11 protein-coding genes and 2 pseudogenes are annotated in these 16,074 nt (G+C 70.0%); 8 read left to right on the top strand and 5 right to left on the bottom strand.

The window, feature by feature from the left end:
- Positions 1-54: 54 nt before the first annotated feature.
- Positions 55-3,585, top strand: a complete 3,531-nt coding sequence (mfd, locus tag JOC24_RS26185) for a transcription-repair coupling factor (protein ID WP_205022854.1) — start codon at positions 55-57, stop codon at positions 3,583-3,585.
- Here mfd and JOC24_RS26180 read toward each other — a convergent pair.
- The gene (locus JOC24_RS26180) at positions 3,563-4,144 is read right to left on the bottom strand and encodes a TetR/AcrR family transcriptional regulator (RefSeq protein WP_205022853.1); all 582 of its coding nucleotides are present in this window, start codon (positions 4,142-4,144) and stop codon (positions 3,563-3,565) included. The genes mfd and JOC24_RS26180 overlap by 23 nt on opposite strands.
- A 105-nt stretch (positions 4,145-4,249) precedes the next feature.
- On the opposite strand from JOC24_RS26180, the gene JOC24_RS26175 reads away from it, so the two are divergent.
- From JOC24_RS26175 to JOC24_RS26160, 4 genes and pseudogenes are all read left to right on the top strand, one after another.
- Positions 4,250-5,116 (top strand): SCO6745 family protein, encoded by an 867-nt coding sequence (locus tag JOC24_RS26175; RefSeq protein ID WP_205022852.1) that lies wholly within the window; start codon positions 4,250-4,252, stop codon positions 5,114-5,116.
- Positions 5,117-5,279: 163 nt separating this feature from the next.
- A pseudogene (locus JOC24_RS26170) lies at positions 5,280-5,495 on the top strand (hypothetical protein); the annotation flags it as partial.
- Positions 5,496-5,577: 82 nt separating this feature from the next.
- Positions 5,578-6,348, top strand: a complete 771-nt coding sequence (locus tag JOC24_RS26165) for an HNH endonuclease family protein (protein WP_205022851.1) — start codon at positions 5,578-5,580, stop codon at positions 6,346-6,348.
- 74 nt (positions 6,349-6,422) lie between these two features.
- Positions 6,423-7,775 (top strand): tetratricopeptide repeat protein, encoded by a 1,353-nt coding sequence (locus JOC24_RS26160; RefSeq protein WP_205022850.1) that lies wholly within the window; start codon positions 6,423-6,425, stop codon positions 7,773-7,775.
- Positions 7,776-7,809: 34 nt separating this feature from the next.
- Here JOC24_RS26160 and JOC24_RS26155 read toward each other — a convergent pair whose 3' ends face one another.
- The 3 genes from JOC24_RS26155 to JOC24_RS26145 form a co-directional block, all read right to left on the bottom strand.
- Positions 7,810-8,406 (bottom strand): DUF6262 family protein, encoded by a 597-nt coding sequence (locus JOC24_RS26155; protein WP_205022849.1) that lies wholly within the window; start codon positions 8,404-8,406, stop codon positions 7,810-7,812.
- Positions 8,403-10,481 carry a tyrosine-type recombinase/integrase gene (locus JOC24_RS26150; RefSeq protein ID WP_205022848.1) on the bottom strand — a complete coding sequence of 693 codons (2,079 nt, stop codon included), beginning with the start codon at positions 10,479-10,481 and terminating at the stop codon, positions 8,403-8,405. Before JOC24_RS26150 ends, JOC24_RS26155 begins: the two co-directional genes overlap by 4 nt.
- A 119-nt stretch (positions 10,482-10,600) precedes the next feature.
- Entirely contained in the window at positions 10,601-11,755 is a 1,155-nt protein-coding gene (locus JOC24_RS26145) for a tyrosine-type recombinase/integrase (RefSeq protein WP_205022847.1), read from the bottom strand.
- A gap of 91 nt (positions 11,756-11,846) precedes the next feature.
- On the opposite strand from JOC24_RS26145, the pseudogene JOC24_RS26140 reads away from it, so the two are divergent.
- Together JOC24_RS26140 and JOC24_RS26135 are read left to right on the top strand one after the other, a co-directional pair.
- Positions 11,847-12,320 (top strand): annotated as a pseudogene (locus tag JOC24_RS26140) (HNH endonuclease family protein); the annotation flags it as partial.
- A gap of 33 nt (positions 12,321-12,353) precedes the next feature.
- A complete protein-coding gene (locus tag JOC24_RS26135) occupies positions 12,354-12,680 on the top strand; it encodes a hypothetical protein (RefSeq protein WP_205022846.1) in 327 nt (108 codons plus the stop codon).
- 235 nt (positions 12,681-12,915) lie between these two features.
- Here JOC24_RS26135 and JOC24_RS26130 read toward each other — a convergent pair whose 3' ends face one another.
- Positions 12,916-13,731, bottom strand: coding sequence for a DUF4352 domain-containing protein (locus JOC24_RS26130; RefSeq protein WP_205022845.1), 816 nt, complete (start codon positions 13,729-13,731; stop codon positions 12,916-12,918).
- Between the two features lie 191 nt (positions 13,732-13,922).
- Here JOC24_RS26130 and JOC24_RS26125 point away from each other — a divergent pair, with 191 nt between their 5' ends.
- Positions 13,923-16,031 (top strand): N-6 DNA methylase, encoded by a 2,109-nt coding sequence (locus JOC24_RS26125; RefSeq protein ID WP_205022844.1) that lies wholly within the window; start codon positions 13,923-13,925, stop codon positions 16,029-16,031.
- The last annotated feature ends 43 nt before the right edge of the window (positions 16,032-16,074 follow it).

Raw genomic sequence — 16,074 nt, 5'->3', positions numbered from 1 at the left:
CCCACGTGTCGGGTCCTTCGCGTTGCTCACTCGCCCCACCGGACGGAACCCTTCATGAGCCTGCACGGTCTGCTGGACGTCGTCGTCACCGACCCGGCGCTCTCCGAAGCGGTGAAGGCCGCATCCGACGGCCACCGGGCCCACGTCGACCTGGTCGGCCCGCCCGCCGCACGCCCCTTCGCGGTGGCCGCGCTGGCCCGCGAGGCCGGGCGCACCGTGCTGGCCGTCACCGCGACCGGCCGCGAGGCCGAGGACCTGGCCGCCGCGCTGCGCACCCTGCTGCCCCCCGACACCGTGGCGGAGTTCCCCTCCTGGGAGACCCTGCCCCACGAGCGGCTCTCACCCCGCTCGGACACCGTGGGCCGTCGCCTCGCCGTGCTGCGCCGGCTGGCTCACCCCCGACAGGACGACCCGGAGACCGGGCCGGTCAGCGTGGTCGTCGCACCTGTGCGTTCCGTGCTCCAGCCGCAGGTCAAGGGCCTGGGCGACCTGGAGCCCGTCGCGCTGAGCAGCGGGCGGACCGCCGATCTGGGCGAGGTCGTGGACGCGCTCGCGGCAGCGGCGTACGCCCGCGTCGAGCTGGTCGAGAAGCGCGGGGAGTTCGCCGTGCGCGGCGGGATCCTGGACGTCTTCCCGCCGACCGAGGAACACCCCCTCCGGGTGGAGTTCTGGGGCGACGACGTCGAGGAGATCCGCTATTTCAAGATCGCCGACCAGCGGTCCCTGGAGGTCGCCGAACACGGGCTGTGGGCCCCGCCCTGCCGCGAGCTGCTGCTCACCGAGGACGTACGAACCCGGGCGGCGGCCCTTGCCGAGGCGCACCCGGAGCTGGGTGAGCTGCTGGGGAAGATCGCCGAGGGGATCGCCGTCGAGGGCATGGAGTCGCTGGCCCCGGTGCTCGTGGACGAGATGGAGCTGCTGCTCGACGTCCTGCCGAAGGGGTCGATGGCGCTGGTCTGCGACCCGGAGCGGGTGCGTACCCGGGCGGCGGACCTGGTCGCGACCAGCCAGGAGTTCCTCCAGGCGTCCTGGGCGGCCACGGCGGGCGGCGGCGTGGCCCCCATCGACGTCGGCGCGGCCTCCCTGTGGGGCATCGCCGATGTCCGGGACCGGGCCCGTGAGCTGGGCATGATGTGGTGGTCCACCTCCCCGTTCGCCGCCGACGAGGAACTGGACGGGGACACCCTCAAGCTCGGGATGCACGCCCCGGAGGCCTACCGGGGCGACACCGCCCGGGCGCTCGCCGACACCAAGGGGTGGCTGGCCGACGGCTGGCGCACGGTGTACGTCACCGAGGGGCAGGGCCCCGCCTCCCGCACGGTCGAGGTGCTGGGGGGCGAGGGCATCCCGGCCCGCCTCGACCAGCACCTGGCCGAGATCACACCGTCGCTCGTCCACGTCTCGTGCGGAGCCATCGACCACGGCTTCGTCGACCCGGCGCTGAAGCTGGCCGTGCTCACCGAGACGGACCTGACCGGGCAGCGCACCGCCAGCAAGGACCTGGGCCGGATGCCGGCCCGCCGCCGTAAGTCCGTCGATCCGCTGACCCTCCAGGCGGGCGACTACATCGTCCACGAACAGCACGGGGTGGGCCGCTACATCGAGATGGTGCAGCGCACGGTGCAGGGCGCGACCCGTGAGTACCTCCTGGTCGAGTACGCCCCCGCCAAGCGAGGACAGCCCGGCGACCGGCTGTACATCCCGACCGACCAGCTGGAGCAGGTCACCAAGTACGTCGGCGGCGAGGCCCCGACCCTGCACCGGCTCGGGGGCGCCGACTGGACGAAGACCAAGCAGCGCGCCAAGAAGGCGGTCAAGGAGATCGCCGCCGACCTGATCAAGCTGTACTCGGCGCGGATGGCCGCGCCCGGCCACGCCTTCGCCCCGGACACCCCGTGGCAGCGCGAGCTGGAGGACGCCTTCCCGTACGCGGAGACCCCCGACCAGCTGTCCACGATCGCCGAGGTGAAGGAGGACATGGAGAAGTCCGTCCCCATGGACCGGCTGATCTGCGGCGACGTCGGTTACGGCAAGACGGAGATCGCGGTGCGCGCGGCCTTCAAGGCGGTCCAGGACGGCAAGCAGGTCGCGGTGCTGGTGCCCACGACGCTCCTGGTCCAGCAGCACTTCGGCACGTTCACCGAGCGGTACGCGCAGTTCCCCGTCAACGTCCGGGCGCTGAGCCGCTTCCAGTCGGACACCGAGTCGAAGGCGACGCTGGAGGGGCTGAAGGACGGGTCCGTGGACCTGGTCATCGGCACGCACCGGCTGTTCTCGTCGGAGACGAAGTTCAAGGACCTGGGCCTGGTCATCGTCGACGAGGAGCAGCGCTTCGGTGTCGAGCACAAGGAGCAGCTGAAGAAGCTCCGGGCCAACGTGGACGTGCTGACGATGTCGGCGACGCCCATCCCCCGTACGCTCGAGATGGCCGTCACGGGCATCCGCGAGATGTCGACGATCACGACGCCCCCCGAGGAGCGGCACCCCGTCCTCACCTTCGTCGGCCCGTACGAGGAGAAGCAGATCGGCGCGGCGGTGCGGCGTGAACTCCTGCGTGAGGGCCAGGTGTTCTACATCCACAACCGGGTCGAGTCCATCGACCGGGCCGCGGCGCGGCTGCGCGAGATCGTTCCGGAGGCGCGGATCGCGACGGCGCACGGGCAGATGGGGGAGAGCCGGCTGGAGCAGGTCGTCGTCGACTTCTGGGAGAAGAGGTTCGACGTGCTGGTCTCCACGACGATCGTCGAGTCCGGCATCGACATCTCCAACGCCAACACGCTGATCGTGGAGCGCGGCGATAACTTCGGTCTCTCGCAGCTGCACCAGCTGCGCGGTCGTGTGGGCCGTGGCCGGGACCGGGGTTACTCCTACTTCCTGTACCCGCCGGAGAAGCCGCTGACGGAGACCGCGCACGAGCGTCTGGCGACCATCGCCCAGCACACCGAGATGGGTGCGGGCATGTACGTGGCGATGAAGGACCTGGAGATCCGCGGCGCGGGAAACCTGCTCGGCGGCGAGCAGTCGGGGCACATCGCCGGTGTCGGCTTCGACCTGTACATCCGGATGGTCGGCGAGGCGGTGGCGGACTACCGGGCGGCGGTGGACGGCGGGGTCGAGGAGGAGCCGCCGCTGGAGGTCAAGATCGAGCTCCCGGTCGACGCGCACGTCCCGCACGACTACGCGCCGGGGGAGCGGCTGCGGCTGCAGGCGTACCGCGCCATCGCCTCCGCGAACTCGGAGGAGGACATCCGGGCGGTGCGCGAGGAGCTCACCGACCGCTACGGCAAGCTGCCGGAGCCGGTGGAGAACCTCCTGCTGGTGGCGGGCCTTCGGATGCTGGCCCGGGCCTGCGGGGTGGGCGAGATCGTGCTGCAGGGGCCGAACATCCGCTTCGCGCCCGTGGAGCTGCGGGAGTCGCAGGAGCTGCGGCTGAAGCGGCTCCATCCGAAGACGATCTTCAAGCCGGCGGCCCACCAGATCCTCGTGCCTCGGCCGACGGCCGGCCGGATCGGCGGGAAGCCCGTGGTGGGGCGCGAACTCCTGTCGTGGACCGGGGAGTTCCTCACGACGATTCTGGGGTCGTAGGAGGGCTGGAGAGGAATCCGGCGACGGACCGGAACAACTCCGCGGGGTCCCGGCCGTCGACGGGCCCGTCCAGATTGCCGGTGAGCAGCAGGGTGGCGAAGCCGTGGGCGAGGGACCAGGCCGCGATGCCGGCCGTCCTGGCGTTGTCGTCGCCCGTGCCGGGGAGTCCGTCGACACCCGCGCGCAGTTCTTCGGTGGCGCGGTCCTTCGCGGCGAGCAGGGCCACGTCCTGGGCGCGGTGCAGTTCGGGGCGGAACATGACCTGGAAGTGCGCGGGGTGCTCTGCGGCGAAGCGCACGTAGGCGACGCCGCGCTCCCGTAGGTCCGGGGCGCCGGCCAGGGCGTCGGCGAACAGGCCGTAGCCCTCGGCGGCCACGGCGGTGAGCAGGCCGGTGCGGTCCTTGAAGTGATGGGCCGGTGCGGCGTGCGAGACGCCCGCGCGGCGTGCCAGGTCGCGCAGGGACAGGGTGTCCGGGCCGTCCTGGGTGATGACGTCGAGGGCGGCGGTGAGCAGGGCCCTTCGCAGGTCACCGTGGTGGTAGGCGCGTTCGCTGGTCATAGGGCGTACGGTACGCGGAATCTAGTCATTGACAAGTTCGAGGGAGTGGCGCACTCTGAACATCTAGTCAGTGACAAGATTGACCGGGGAGCGGGAGGTCGGGAGATGTCCGACGAATGGGGTCGCGTGCGTCAGATGTGGCACCTGCTGGAGCCCTTGCACGCCGTCGTGTACTACGCGCCGGAGACCTTCGAGGAGGCCGCCGCGCTGGGATACGCCACGGACGAGCGGTGGCCGAGCTACTTCGCCTGGCGTGCCGCGCCGCTCGGGGCGGTGGGCGCGGACCGGGTGGCCGGGACATTTCACAGCTTCAGCCCTCGGATGATCGACGCGTACGTGCCGGCCGTCTGGTCCGTGGCCTCCCCGGACGCGGTGCTCGGGGCCAGGGCGAAAGCGGTGGACCGGGCGTACCGGGCGCTGTTCGGGGACCGGGTGCACGGCCCCGAGCTGGCCGAGGCCGCGGAGCTGGCCCGGCGGGCGGCGTCGGCGGCGGACGTGACCGGGCGGCCCCTCGCCGGGGCCGTTGCCGCCCTGCCCTGGCCCGAGGCGCCGCACCTGGCGCTCTGGCACGCGGCGACGATCCTGCGGGAGCACCGGGGGGACGGTCATGTGGCGGCGCTTGTCGCGGCGGGCCTCGACCCGGTGGAGTCGCTGGTCTCCTTCGCGGCCGTCGGCGCCGCCCGACCGGAGGTGTTCGCGAGCCGGGGCTGGAGCGGCGAGGAGTGGGAGTCGGCCCGTGCCCGGCTGGCCGCGAGGGGGCTGCTGGAGGAGGACGGGGCGGCCACGCTCGCGGGCCGCGCGCTGCGCGCGGAGGTGGAACGACGTACGGACGAGAGTGCGGCGGAGCCCTGGCGGGCGCTCGGTCCCGGGGAGCGGGACCGGCTCGTGGAGTTGCTGGGACCGCTGTGGGTGGACGTGATCGGCTCGGGGCTGCTCCCGTCCGAGACGACGCTGGGCATCGGGAAGGTGTGAGCCGACGGGGCCGCGGGGACGCCGGAGCGGGAAGGGACGGGCCGGCCGGGTCGCGACGGGTGGAGACACCCGTGCCGTGGTGCCGGACCTGCGCCTAATCTGGTCCGCTGTGAAGCCTATCGACGCAGCGAGCCCCCGAAACCGCCTCCTCGCCCTGGTGACCGTGGCCCTGACGGGTTCTCTGGCCCTGACCGGGTGCGACTCCCTCGACGAACTGCCGGACCCCACGCGTTCCGAGGCGGCACCGGCGCCCGGCGGCAGCGCGCTGCAGGCGGCCGAGGGCCTCACGGTCAAGGGCCGGGCCCCGAAGACCGGTTACGACCGTGACGAGTTCGGATCTGCATGGGTCGACACCGACCGCAACGGCTGCGGCACCCGCGTTATCTCTATGCTTCGCGCTGCGATGGGACTGTTCTCGCAGCGTATGCAGGGTGTGGTCGGCTGTGCGTAGCGAGAGGCACATGAGTCACAGGACCTTGTCGACTCGTAGGAAGGGGGCCTTCCTTACGGTTGCCGTTGCCGCCGCTCTCCTTACGGGCTGTGATGGCCTGGAGCCGGGTGGAAGCTCCGCAGGACCCGGACCGGACACAGCTGCCGGCCAGGCGGTGAGCCCGATGACGAATCCCGACGGGACGAAGCCGGGGCTCGCCGCGCTCACGTCGGAAGCGGACAAGGTCAACGCACGCAAGCTCATCCAAGGACTTGCCACAAAGGGTCGTGGACCGAAGACGGGCTACGAAAGGGACGAGTTCGGCTATGCGTGGATGGACACGGCGGACGGGGTTCCGCTGGCGAGAAATGGTTGTGACACGCGGAACGACTTGTTGAAACTCCATGGGCGGCACGTGCAGTTCCGTTCAGGTTCCGACTGCGTGGTTGTTGCGATGGACCTGTATGACCCGTACACCGGCAAGGACATCGCTTGGAAGAAGGCGAAGGCCACCGAGGTGCAGATAGACCACGTGGTTCCTCTCTCCTACAGCTGGCAGATGGGCGCCGCCCGATGGCCGGAGAGCAAGCGCAAGCAACTGGCGAACGACGTGCTCAATCTGCTTCCTGTCGAGGGGCGCGCCAACTCGGCGAAGCGTGACTCGGGGCCTGCGTCCTGGTTGCCGCCGAACAAGAGAATTCGGTGCTCTTACGTGGTGCGGTTCGCTCAGGTCGCCGACAAGTACGAGCTCCCGGTGACAACGGCAGATAGGGCGACGATGCTGAAGCAGTGCCAGGGCTGACAGCATCCCGATGACTGTCCTGGCCCCGTGGGCTGCGGGGTTCCTGTCGGACCGGGTGGTTAAGGTGCGCAATCATGGACGCTGCCGATCTCGACCGTCAGGCCCGGACATTGTCCGGCTGCATCCCTCCGTTCCTGGTCACCAGGCTTCTTGAGCTCGGCCACGATGACGAGGTGGAGGTCCAGGCCCGTTGTGGGGAATGGTTCTGCGCGCGGGCATGGGCGCGGCTGACCGGTGACCAGGGTCGGCAAAGTCAGGCGTTGGAGGTGCTCGCTCCCTACGTTGCCACGGGCTGGTGGCCGGCAGCCCAGACCCAGGCGGAACTGCTGGAGAGCTGGGGGCGGGCAGAGGAGGCGATCGCGCTGTCCCGCCCGTATGCGAGTACGGGAGGACTCCGGCTGGAGTTCTTCGCGCGCCTGCTGGCCCGGCACGGGCATACGGACGAGGCGATCACTCGGCTGAGCGCCGGAATCGAGGACTCGCTTCTTGCCGCCGCTCTGGTCGACATCGCCGAAGGAACAGGCCGGGACGAAGCCGTCGCCGCGCTGCTGGCTGCCCGGATCCCCGACCAGCACCAGTGTGACAGCCCGTGGTGCTGCAGCGGCCTGGACCCCGACAGCGCCATCGGGCTGCTTGCCACGATCCGCGAACGCAGTGGCAGCGTCGACGAAGCGATCGCCCTGCTGCACACCCGGCACATCACATCCGTCAACAACCGGGATCAGCTGGCCGACTTGCTGGCGAGACACGATCGGATCGAGGAACTTCGCGCGTACGCGGTGACCGAGTGCCACGGTCACGCTGCGCAGCGCTTGGCCGAGGTGCTGGAGGAGCGACATGACGTGGAAGGCGCGATCGCCGTGTACCGGCAGTCGGGCGGCTCGCAGGACTTCCGGTGCCACGGCACGGTGCGACTGGCGGAGCTCCTGGCACGGCATGGCCGAGGGGGCGAAGCCGTCGATGTGCTGCGGGAGCTGGCCGAGGCTCATAACGGGGACGACTGGATCCTGCATACGTGGGCCAGCCTGTGCCTCGACCAAGGCCGTCCCGAGGACGGCCTGGCGCTCCTTGACGCTCTCGCCGCCGCCCGTGGGCGCGAGGAGGCCTGGGATCTGTACTGGATACGGTTGCCGCTGATCGCCGCCCGCGCCGGCGTCGACGTAGCGGTCGCACAGGCCCGCTCCCACTCCGAGGGAGGCACCTCGTACGCTGCGCCGCACATCGCCGAGCTGCTCGCCGGCGCCGGACGCATCGAGGAGGCTGTCGCCGTTCTCGAACAGCACGTCCCCGCGAACAGAAGCGACCTTGCCGGCCATCTCATTGAACTGGGGCGCGTCAACGACGCCGGCGTACTCCTTCAGCAGCGCGATTCCGCGCCGGTCTCACCTGTCTGGACCGGCTCGCTCTTCAACGATCCCCCATTCTGAACGGACAGTCTGCCGTGTGGTGGTTCGGCACGGGTTACTGAGACGGCACGGCTCGCATCGCACGGCGGAGACCGGCGCGCGCGGCCGTGAGATCGTCTTCCGTCTCCCGCAGCCGGCCCTCCAGAGCGAGGATCCTGTCCCTGGCCTCCGACAGTTCCTGCCTCAGAACCGTGTTCCGTTGTTCCAGCTGTTGCACCCGTTCGACCAGCTCGTTTCGGTCCACCTCGTCCAACTCGGCACCGAGAGAGAGCCGGACCCGGTTCTGGAGACGGTCGCGTTCCCTCTTGAGCTCCTTGATTTCTTCACGCGCCAGGGCGAGGTCCGTCTGCAGCCCGGCAGGAGACACCTGTCGCGCCGCTGGAACGGGGGCGCCCTGTACCTGCCCTTGCTGGGCGGTGATGCCGTTCTGAACGGCCTGGTGCACCTGGGGCTGGTTGTAGACGAACCACGTGGACACCGCCGCGTCCCGCGCCACCTGGCTGACGGTGATGCGTCGTCCCGAGCGGAGAAGGCCGTTCACTGCATCGAGCGCGCGCTTGGTCTTGTCCTCGCTGTCCTTGGCACGGCTGGCGCGCAGGCGCTCGACCCGTGAGTTCCGGTCATTACTGCCGGAAGCGGCAGGACTTTTCATTCTGGGCTCCGCGTCGTCAGTGCCTGCAAGGGGACGAAGGCTGCTGCGGAGCGGGCCTTGCGCAGCTCGCGCGAGGCGGATTCGACGACCGCGCGCTGCTCGGCAGGCAGCGCTTCGAGCTTCCTCCGCATCTCGTCGGCCGACTTCGAGTACGCGCGGATCTGGTCGTCGAGATTGCGCACGACCCAGTCCGCGGCTTCCATCGCCAAAGCGGCCTCCTTGTCGGCACGCAGGTCCGCGATCTGCTGTTCCATGGTCGGCAGGTAGGAGGGGTCGGGCCGGTAGAAGTCGCAGCCCGCGCACTGGAAGCGGATGCGGCAGTGCCCGCCTCCGGCCTTGACGTTGCTCGGTTCGGTGCAGCCGCCGTACGGAACTCCGACGCTCTCCACTTCGTAGGCCAGTGGGTCGCTGAAGCCACGGGATTCCCCGTTCCGGTCGACGGCGAGCGCCGCGACCGTCCGTACGGCTTCCTGTTTTCGGCTGAGGGAGACCTTGTAGTACCCCATGGTGACGTCCAGCGACCGGTGATCCATGAGTTCCCGGAGGACATCGGGGCGAGTACCCGCGTCCGCGTGGCGTTGGGCGTAGGCGTGCCGGAATCCGTACGGCACGATCTGGGTGCGGTCGTAGGGGAGAGACTCACCGTCGTCGCCGAGGCGCTCATCAGCGAGCACGGGAATGACCTCGTCGACCCAGGCACGGAAGATCCTGTTGCAGAACTGCGCAGGGGTGAGGTGACCACGCCGGGGCCGGTTGCGCTGACCTGGTGACGGGAACAACCACTGCTCGCATGCAGGTACCGGTGGCAACCGCTGAAGCGCCTTCTGCCAGGACTCGATCTCCTGGGCCGTCGCCTCGGTGATGGGCAAGCGGCGGCCGTGTCGGCGTCGCTTGTGGTTGTCGTAGATCAGAGTCGGTTTGCCGTCGATCCACTGCACACAGTCGCGGCGCAGGCTAGTGACCTCGCCAGGGCGCCGACCGGTGTCTCGAAGGACCTTGTAAGCAACCTGGTACATCCGCGCGAAGTCCGCGGCAGTCCAGCCACCGCTTTCGTACGCTGTCGATGTGCCGAGCAGTTCGATGTGAGCGTCGAGCTGTGAGATGACATGTTCCGGGATGGCGCGGCCGATCTCGTCCTCGGAGATCTCGACCGCAGCGATGGTGTGGAATTTCGGGTTCAGCGCGAAGCCGCCGGGAATGTGGTCCATCATCCCGGCCTGTCGTGCGTACTCGAGGAACGCACGCCATAGGCGCAGCAGCGACCGCCGGTGGCTCGTTGAGTAGTCGCGACCGTTATCCGGACGCTTGGCGATGCGGAACGCGTCCACCACGGCGCTCATGTCCGCCATCGACAGCCTCTCCGGTGTATCACCGTAGGGGCGATCGGTCAGCGCGGCTGAGGCGAGCGTCGTGGCGTACACGGTTTGCCGGAACTCGATGACATTGGGGCGCACCGCACGGCCGTAGTCCTTCACCAGTTCACGCAGCCATGGCTGGCGGACCGGACGGAAGTCGATCACGCCGTGCATGGCCGTGTACGTGCGCCCTGGACCGGCGGCGAGTCCCACAAGGGAGCATTCCCAGACATCCCCCGATGTCGGATCGGTGCCCGCGTACTCCAAGCGCGCACGTCGGACGTGTTGGAGGATCCCGTTCAGCATCCCCGCGAGTTCTGCCGGCAGCTCTCGTACGAACGACTCGTCCAGATCCAGGAGCGTCGGCAATGGGGAGGGGAGAGCGGCGACCATACGCCGGACACGCTGGGGCACGAGGTTGATCCCCGCGGCGTCGCGTTGCTGAATCCCGTACTGGATCTCCCGCCGTACGGCCGCGGGGACTTCGCTGAGCGAGAACTGGGAAACTCCAGGGAGGGACCCGGTCGAGACATTGGGGCGACGGCGTGCGGTGTCGGGTACGTAGGTTGTGTCGAAGTCGGACGGGTTCGCCCGCGACCAGCGTGCTCTGATGCAGGCGCTGCAGCGGCCGCCGTTATGGGCGACGTGCGTGGAGCACGCCGCCACCCTGCAGATGAATACGCTGGTCGCGGGGTTGCCGGGGACTGCGGTGAATAGCATTGAGCCCTCGTCCCACTCGGACGCTCGCCACCCGGGCACCAGGCGTTCCGCGAGCCACGAAGCCCAGGACGTATCCGCCTGGAGTGGCAGCGCGACGACAGCCGAGCCGGCCCCCTGCCTCATCGGATCGCCTCCGGCGAGACACGCTCGACGGCAGCTCGGAGCTCCTCGTCCTGGGCGTGCAGATAGACAGCGGTGCTCGCTGATGAGGCATGGCCCAGCAGCGTCTGGACGACGTCTGGTGAGACTCCGCAGCGAATCCAGCGCGTTGCTGCGGTGTGCCGCATCATGTGTGGACGGGCGCGGAAGCCGCAGCGCTTTCCAATCCGCTCGACGATCTGCTTGGCATTGGAGTACGTCATCGGCCTGCCCGCGTACGGCCCGGCGAGGTTCACGAACACGTAGTCGCAGCTGACGGCTTCGGGCACGTTCTCCCGCTCCGAGAGATGGGCGCGGTACCTGTGCACGGCAACTTCAGCCAGTGGCACCATCCGATGGCGGCCTGCCTTCGCTCGTGCGCCGTTCACGTTGTCCTGCCTGGGGCGGACATGGAGATGCGCGCCTCCCGTACGGCAGCCCAGATGCGTCGAGTCGGGCAACAGGTGCATGTCCTCCCGTCGCAGGCCGAGAGCCTCGCCGATCCGCAGGCCCCCTTCGACGAGCACCGTTAGGAGCAGCCGATCCCGGGCTGAGCGGGCTGTCTCCATCACCTCCCTGACCTGGAGATGGGTGAGAATTGCGGGTGCTGTCTCGATCTCCGGCGCCTTCAGGACGCGAGCTTTGATCACGAGGTGCTGGCCGCCTTCCCCCGGGTCGAAGCCGCTCGGCGGCGAGGTCAGGAAGCGCGGTTCACTCAGGCGTGCGGCGACCTCATGCTCCACATGACCTTGGACGGCGCAGAACCGCAGGAACTCGCAGACAGCGGTCAGAACGGCATTGACGGTCCTCCCCGAGGGCAACTGCCCCTGCCGGGAGGGTGTTCGCTCGATATGGAACTTGAACCTTGTCATGTCGCCGAGGCCGGCGGTTTTCCAGTCGGTAGCCCGTCCGGCGCACCAGTTGAGGAAGCGCCCGATCCGGGGGATGTAGGCGCGCTGCGTCTGCGGCGAGCGTCCGGCGCCCCGCAGGTAGAGCGAGAACTCCCGTACCTCGGGATGAGGCCGGTAGGTTTCCTCGTCGACGAGTAACCAGGTGACCTCTCCCGTGGTGGGTGAGACAGCCTTCTCCGTGCGCAGCATCGCCGATTCCTCCCCTTGTCTGAGCATGTCGCTCATGTGCCTCTTGGTATGACTGATAACGGCGAGGTACAACGAGAGGACACGGCTGTCACTCATGTCTCTCACAGGGAACAAGGGCATGCAGATAACCCGCGACGACATACTCGCCGACCAGCTCGACGACGTCTCCCGGGACGCCGACGGCTGCAAGGTGCTCAGCGGTGTGCTGGACCCCGATCCGTACACCGGGACCCGCATCGCCTTCGAACGCGGACGCAGCAAGGTGGACATAGACCATCTCGTCGCCCTCTCCGACGCCTGGCAGAAGGGCGCCCAGCAGTGGAGTGAGGGCAAGAGGCGGGCGTTCGCCAACGACCCGCTGAACCTCGTGGCGGCCGACTCGTCCACCAACCGCCGCAAGGGGGACGGGGACACCGCGACCTGGCTGCCTCCCAACAAGGACTACCGATGCACGTACGTTGCGGGGCAGGTGTCGGTGAAGAGCAAGTACGGGCTCTGGGTGACGACGGCCGAGCGGGAGGCCATGCGCAAGGTGCTGTCCGCCTGTCCCGCCGAGAAGCTGCCCACGGGCGGCAGCCCGACCGAGGCACCCACGCGTTGACGGCGCCCGTACCGGGGTGTGGATACTGGGCGCATGTGGAAGTGGCGGCTGACGGCTGCGGGGATGAATCTGCTGCTCGGGGTTCCCGGCGTCGTTCCGATGTTCCTGATCTGGTACTACCTGTCGAACGGGCCGCTCGCGGATGCCGGCTGGACCTCCCGTGAACCGACCGAGAACGACGGCATGCAGCTGTGGCTGGTGATCGTCGTGCCCGTGGTGGCGGTGTTCGGGATCATCTGGTGGCTGGCCAACGACTGGGTGCAGCGCCGGGCCGCGCTGTCGCGGGGCACGTACTGGACGGCCGGTGTGCTGCTCACGCTCTGGCCCGTGTGGGCGGTCGCCGTCGGTTCGGTCGTGTGAACAGGGGAGTGCGTCGGCCGGGGCGGTGCGTACCGTGACCGCGTGGACCCGCAGATCGCGACACCTGCCGGGCGGCCGGAGCCGGCCGTGGCGCTCGAGGAGATGCCCGACCGCCGCCCGGCCCGGAACGTACGGGCGCACCCGTCCCCGTACCGTCGGTCCCTGCCTGGGGACGACCGGTGCGGGGGCAGGTGCGTGAGGCCGGGGGTCACGGTCCGGGAGGGGGCGGTGCCCCTCAGAGCTTCAGCTCCCACTGGCTCGCGTCCCACTCGAAGCCGGGGGCGACCTCGACGGTCAGGTTCTTGGCGTCGGCAGGGGCGTCGAAGGCGTACTTCGCCGTGATCTTCTTCCCCGGCAGGACGGTGCCCGTGAAGCCTTCGCCGACCGTGCCGTCGAAGATCTGCTCGGCGTTCACGCCGTCCTTGCCCGCGCGGGCGTCGACGGTGACGAGCGCCGCGTCGAACTTCTCCTTGCCCTTGTTCTCGATGACGACCGAGACCGTGTAGGCGCTGTTGCCCTTGGTGTGGCCGACGGCGAACTCGTCGGCGGTGTAGGCGGCCGGGGCGTTCACGGTGACCTCCAGGCCGTCGTCGTACGCGGCGGAGTCACCCTCTCTCAGGATGTCGTCCTTGTCCTCGGCGTCGCCGGCGGTCCCTCCGGCCGCCCCGCCGTCGGCCGCCGGCTTCGCGGAGGCCGAGCTGTCCGCGACCGCCTTGTTGATGTCGGTCACCACGTCGTCCACCGCCTTGAAGGTCAGGACGGCCCCGACCACCGACAGGACCAGCGCGACCAGGCCGAGGACGGCGCCGAACGTCGTCACACCCTTGTTGGTGGCCTCGCCGCGCTTGGCGCGGCCCCGCCCGGCCAGGCCCAGGATCAGTGCGATGAGACCGAGGATTCCGGCGAGCCAGAAGAAGAAGGGGATGAGCCCCGACACCGTCCCGATGATGCCGAGGACGAGGGCGGAGGTGCCGAGGCCGTTGCGGGCGGGGCGCGAACCCGGTGTCTGTGCGGGGGCGTACGGCTGCTGGGGCTGGGTGTACTGGGACATGGCTGTGCCCTTCCGGGAAGAACGAGGTGTGAACGGGCTGTCCGCCGAAGCGGTGTGCGGTGGGTCAATAAGAACAGGTGCTGTGAACCGAGTCAACACAGATATTTGTGTGAACCGGAAAGCTCGCGGAATCGGTATGCTCACCCACACACAGCAGGCGACACCGATGCGCGTGGAACGGGAGAAGGCCAGTGCCGGATGACTCGACAGAGGTGACCGCGGCCGAGATCGCCAGACTCGCCGGTGTGGGCCGCGCCGCCGTCAGCAACTGGCGCCGTCGGCACGCCGGATTCCCGAAACCCGTCGGGGGGACCGAGGCCAGCCCCTCCTTCGCGCTCCCCGAGGTCGAACAGTGGTTGCGTGAACAGGGCAAACTCGCCGAGGTACCGCTGCGCGAGCGGGTCTGGCAGCAGTTGGCGGGCCATCCCGACGGTGCCGTGACCGCACTGATCCACACGGGCTGCGCCCTGCTGCTCGTCCGTGACAGGCCCACCGCCTGGCTGGAGATCACCGCCGCCTCCGACGCGCGGATGGCCGGCGTGCTGCCGGGAGCCGTGGACCACGTGCTCGCCGACCGCTTCGGAACGGAGCACGCGGTCCCCACACCCACGGCGTCCGCTCTCCTGCCGTCCGTCCCGCTGCTGCGCGCCGCGGCCGAACTGGCGGCGGAGACCGGCGCCCGGCAGGCCTTCGACTTCCTCTTCGGCCGCCAACTGGACGCCAACCCACGCCAGTACACGCTCACACCCCCCGGCCTCGCCACGCTCATGGCCGACCTCGCGCAGCCGGCCCTAGACGCCGCCCGGCGGACCGGCAGGCGCGGCTCCCGCACGGTCCTCGACCCCGCCGCCGGGACCGGCGCCCTGCTGCGCGCCGTCAGCCGGCCCACGGCCCTGTACGCACAGGAGGCCGATCCGGACCTGGCGGCGCTCACCGCGCTCCGTCTCGCGCTCGGCCCCGAGGGCGGCGAAGCCGGCGGACCCACGCTGGCGGTGCGTGCCGGCGACACCCTGCGCGCAGACGCGTTCCCCGAGCTCGCCGCGGACGCGGTGCTCTGCCACCCGCCGTTCAACGAGCGGGACTGGGGCCACGACGAGCTGGCCTACGACCCGCGCTGGGAGTACGGCTTCCCCGCCCGCACCGAGTCCGAACTCGCCTGGGTGCAGCACTCCCTCGCCCGCATCCGCGAGGGCGGGACAGCCGTGGTGCTGATGCCCCCCACCGCGGCCTCCCGCCGTTCGGGACGCCGGATCCGCGCGGACCTGCTGCGCCGAGGTGCCCTCCGAGCCGTCATCGCGCTCCCGGCCGGCGCCGCACCCCCGTACGGAATCCCGCTCCACATCTGGATCCTCCGCAAACCGGGCGCCGAGCAGCCCCCGGCGCCCGAACTGCTCTTCGTCGACACGGCGGGGCCCGAGGCCGCAGGCGTCACGTCCGGCCGGGACCGGCTGGACTGGCCGGCGGTGCGCGCCGCGGTGCTCGACGCATGGACCCCGTTCGACGTGCCGGGGCGCCGTGATCCCGTCGAGGAACACCCGGGTACCAGCCGGGCCGTCCCCGTCATCGAACTCCTCGACGACGACGTGGACCTGGCCCCGGCCCGCCATCTGCCGCCCCCGGCCGCGGGCGGCGGCGCGGCCGAACTCGTCCGCGTACGGGAGCGGCTGGACGACACCCTGAAGCTGACCGCCCGGCTCACGCCACCGCCCGCGGCGGCCCGCGAACCGGTCAGGCGGCCCTTCACCACGGTCGGTGAACTCGCGCGAGCCGGCGCCCTTCACCTGCGGACCGGTTCCGGGGCAGGCGACGGAACGGTGCCGGTCCTCACCGAGCACGACGTGCTCGCCGGCACGGCCCCCAGCGGTACACCCCACGCACCGGCCGCGCCCCCCGAGGGCGAACCGCTCCTCCTCGAAGCCGGAGACGTCATCGTGCCCGTGGTCGGAGGCGGTTCGGTCGCCAGGGTCGTCGACGACGCCACCGCCGGTGCCGCCCTCGGCCGCAACCTCCAGCTGCTCCGTCCCGACCCGGCGGCCCTGGACCCCTGGTTCCTCGCCGGATTCCTGCGCGGCACCGCCAACAACCGGCAGGCCAGCAGCTACGCCTCCACCGCGGCACGGCTCGACGCCCGACGCCTCCAGGTGCCGCGCCTGCCGCTGGCTGAACAGCGCCGATACGGCGAGCAGTTCAGCGCCCTCGCCGCGTTCGAGGACGCACTGCGCTCGGCGGGGCGGCTCGGCGGGCAGCTGGTGCAGGGGATGTACGACGGGCTCACGGACGGGTCGGTCGCTCCGGAGTGACGTGAAGCACAACGGTTGTGCACAACCTGGAGCCGGTTGTCCG

It is taken from the genome of Streptomyces sp. HB132 (assembly GCF_016909575.1).
Lineage (GTDB): Bacteria > Actinomycetota > Actinomycetes > Streptomycetales > Streptomycetaceae > Streptomyces.
This window is presented reverse-complemented; position numbering and strand designations above follow the sequence as displayed.